This is a genomic window from Streptomyces jeddahensis (assembly GCF_001642995.1).
In the GTDB taxonomy this organism is placed as follows: Bacteria; Actinomycetota; Actinomycetes; order Streptomycetales; family Streptomycetaceae; genus Streptomyces; species Streptomyces jeddahensis.
In genome coordinates, this window is record NZ_LOHS01000171.1 from 1 (window position 1) to 3,622 (window position 3,622).

General features: G+C 71.9%; 3 protein-coding genes. All 3 read right to left on the reverse strand.

Annotated features, from left to right (window positions below; translation table 11 throughout):
* On the reverse strand, positions 1-705 hold a 705-nt coding region (locus STSP_RS33240), incomplete at its 3' end, for an AMP-binding protein (protein WP_157902963.1).
* Positions 702-1,811 carry a nitronate monooxygenase gene (locus STSP_RS33245; protein WP_067284751.1) on the reverse strand — a complete coding sequence of 370 codons (1,110 nt, stop codon included), beginning with the start codon at positions 1,809-1,811 and terminating at the stop codon, positions 702-704. The genes STSP_RS33245 and STSP_RS33240, both read right to left, overlap by 4 nt.
* Before the next feature lie 108 nt (positions 1,812-1,919).
* Positions 1,920-3,473 carry a phytoene desaturase family protein gene (locus tag STSP_RS33250; protein ID WP_067284752.1) on the reverse strand — a complete coding sequence of 518 codons (1,554 nt, stop codon included), beginning with the start codon at positions 3,471-3,473 and terminating at the stop codon, positions 1,920-1,922.
* Between the last annotated feature and the right edge of the window lie 149 nt (positions 3,474-3,622).

Sequence of the window (3,622 nt, forward strand, 5' to 3'; positions counted from 1 at the left end):
CTTGTCCATCAGCACCAGCTGGTGCCCGATGTGCAGGGACGAGCCCGCGAACTGGAGTACCGCCGTGTGGTAGAGCGGCGAGCACACGAGGTGCACGTTGTCGTCGAACGGCTTGATGCCGAAGAAGCCGAGGAAGCCGCCGAGATGCGCCTCCTCGGGCAGTTTGCCGGGCAGCGGCCTGCGGATGCCGCGCGGGCGGCCGGTGGTGCCCGAGGTGTAGTTCATGACCCAGCCGAGGGTCCGGTCGGCGGGCGCGGACGCGGGCTGTCCGTCGAGGAGTTCGGCGTAGGGACGGAAGCCTTCGACGGCCCCGACGGCGTACCGCTGGCCGGCCGGGAGTTTCGCCTCGTCGGCGGCCTCACGGGCGGCGTCGGCGAACCGTTCGTGCGCGAGGAGCACCTTGGCGCCGGAGTCCGCGACGATCCAGGCGATCTCGGGGCCGACCAGGTGGTGGTTGACGGGCACGAGGTAGAAACCGGCCTGCTGGGCGGCCAGATACGCCGTGAAGAACTCGACGCCGTTGGGCAGCACGACGGCGAGCGCGTCGCCCCGCTCGAGGCCGGCCGCGCGCAGCCCGTGCACCAGGCGGTTCGCGGCGGCGAGCAGGCGGCCGGAGGTCCACTCCTCGCCGTCGGGCGCGATGAGGATCGTACGATCCGGGTCCGCGGCCGCCTGTGCCCAGAAACCGTTCGGACGCCCGCTCATGACCGCCCCCTTCCCGCGATGCGGTCGAGTCGGGCGACGGCACGCTCGAAGCCGCGGGTCAGGTCGTCGAAGACGGCCTGGACGCTGCGTTCGCTGTTCATGCGGCCGACGATCTGCCCGACGGGCGTGCCGAGCAGCGGCTCGACCTCGTACTTCTGGATACGGGACACGGCCTCCGCGACGAGCAGGCCCTGGAGGGGCATGGGAAGCGGGCCGGGCCCGGCCGGGTCGTCCCAGGCGTCGGTCCACACGGTGCGCAGCTGTCGCGCGGGCTTGCCGGTGAGGGCGCGGGAGCGGACCGTGTCGCCCGATCCGGCGGCCAGGAGCTTCTGCGTGAGCGCCGGCGAGTGAAGCTCGGCCTCGGTGGTGGTCAGCCATAGGGAGCCGAGCCACACGCCTTGAGCGCCCAGAGTGAGAGCGGCCGCCACTTGCTCGCCGCTGCCGATGCCGCCCGCGGCGAGCACGGGCAACGGCGCGACGGCCTCGGCGACTTCGGGGGTGAGCACCATGGAAGCGATCTCGCCGGTGTGGCCGCCGGCTTCGTATCCCTGGGCGACCACGATGTCGATGCCGGCGTCGGCGTGTTTGCGTGCGTGCCGTGCGCTGCCCGCGAGGGCGGCCACGAGCACGCCCTGGTCGTGAGCGCGCGCGATGACGTCCGCGGGCGGCGAGCCGAGGGCGTTGGCGAGGAGTCTGATGGGGTAGTCGAAGGCGACGTCGAGCTGGGTGCGGGCGACCTGTTCCATCCAGCCGGTGATGCGCCAGCCTGAGGCCTCGCCCTCGGCGAGTTCGGGGACGCCGTGCTTGGCGAGGGTTTCCTTGACGAACTGCCGGTGGCCTTCCGGGATCATCGCCTCGACGTCGGCCTCGGTCACGCCGTCGACCTTCTTGGCGGGCATGACGACGTCGAGGCCGTAGGGCTTGCCGTCGACGTGGGCCTCGATCCAGTCGAGGTCGCGTTTCAGTTCGTCGGGGGCCGTGTAGCGGACCGCGCCGAGCACCCCGAATCCGCCGGCCCTGCTGATGGCGGCGGCCACCGCCGGGAACGGCGTGAAGCCGAAGATGGCGTGCTCGATCCCCAGTTTCTTGCTCAGCTCCGTCTCCATGGGCGCAGGATGCCGCAGCCGCGCGGACGACGGAAGAGATTTTCTGATGCAGTGTCAGATTCTTTGCATCCTCGGATCGTTGCGGTGCGCGCTGCGGTCGATGCGTCGCTACATGCCCAGTACGGCCATGGCCGCGTTGTGCCCCGGGATTCCGCTGACGCCGCCGCCGCGGACGGCGCCCGCACCGCACAGCAGGACGTTCGCGTGCCGGGTCTCCACGCCCCAGCGTCCCGTGCCCTCCTGGGCGTACGGGAAGGCGAGGTCGCGGTGGAAGATGTTGCCGCGCGGCAGCCGCAGGTCCCGTTCGAGGTCGAGCGGGGTCTTGGCCTCGATGCAGGGCCTGCCGTCCGCGTCGGTGGCGAGGCAGCCCGCGAGGGGTTCGGCGAGGTGGGCGTCGAGCTGGGCCAGGGTCGACTTCAGCAGTTCCTCGCGGGCGCCGTCGTTGTCACGCTCGAAGAGCCTCGCCGGGGTGTGCAGGCCGAAGAGGGTGAGCGTGTGGTAGCCGCGTTCCACGAGGTCCGGGCCCAGGATGGTCGGGTCCGTGAGCGAGTGGCAGTAGATCTCGGAGGGCGGGGCGGAGGGCAGCCGTCCGCCCGCGGTCTCCGCGTACGCGGACGCCAGCTGCTCGTAGCCCTCGGCGATGTGGAAGGTCCCGGAGAACGCCTCGCGCGGGTCCACCGCGGTGTCGCGCAGCCGCGGCAGCCGCTTCAGGAGCATGTTGACCTTGAGCTGGGCGCCTTCGGCGGGGGTGGGCGGCTCGTCGCCGAGCAGGGCTGCCAGGACCTGGGGGGAGGCGCCCACGAGGACGTGCCGGGCGGCGACGGCGCCTTCGCGGTCCCCCGTCCGGTACGTCACTTCGGCGTGCTGCCGTCCGTCGGTCTCGATACGGGTCACCTCGTGACCGGTGAGGATCTCCGCACCGGCCGTCTGCGCGGCCAGGGCGAGGGCGTCCGTCAGAGCCCCCATGCCGCCGACGGGCACGTCCCAGTCGCCGGTGCCGCCGCCGATGACGTGGTAGAGGAAGCAGCGGTTCTGCTTCAGGGACGGGTCGTGGGCGTCGGCGAAGGTGCCGATGAGGGCGTCGGTGAGGACGACGCCGCGCACCAGGTCGTCGGAGAAGCGCGCCTCGATCGCGGCGCCGATGGGCTCTTCGAAGAGCATGCGCCAGGCCGCGTCGTCGTCGATGCGGCGGCGCAGCTCGTCGCGGTCGGGCAGCGGCTCCGTGAGCGTCGGGAAGACGCGTTCGGCGACGTGGCTGGTCATGCCGTAGAAGTCGAGCCATGACGCGTACTCTGTGGTGCCGCCCGTGAGCCGCTCGAACGACTCCCGTGTGCGGTCCGGGCCGCCGCCGACGAGCAGTCCCGTCGGGCGGCCGCCCCGCTCGACGGGGGTGTACGAGGAGACGGTGCGCTTCCGGGTGGTGAAAGACAGGTCCAGGTCGCGGACGATCTTCTGCGGGAGCAGGCTCACCAGGTACGAGTAGCGGGAGAGGCGGGCGTCGACCCCGGTGAAGGGCCGGGTCGACACGGCGGCACCGCCGGTGGTGCCGAGGCGCTCCAGCAGCAGCACGGAGCGGCCGGCGCGGGCGAGGTAGGCGGCGGCGACGAGGCCGTTGTGACCTCCGCCGACGATGACGACGTCGTAGTGGTCGCGTGCGGGCATGTTTCTTCGTAACACGGGAGGGGGTGTTGTGGGCAGGCGTCCCCCGCCACGACCGTTGTGGCGGGCGCCCCCGCGCCGGGCGCCCATCGTTGTGGGCAATCGTTCCGCAGGGCGGAAGGGGTGGGCACAACACCACGACGGCGGGTGCC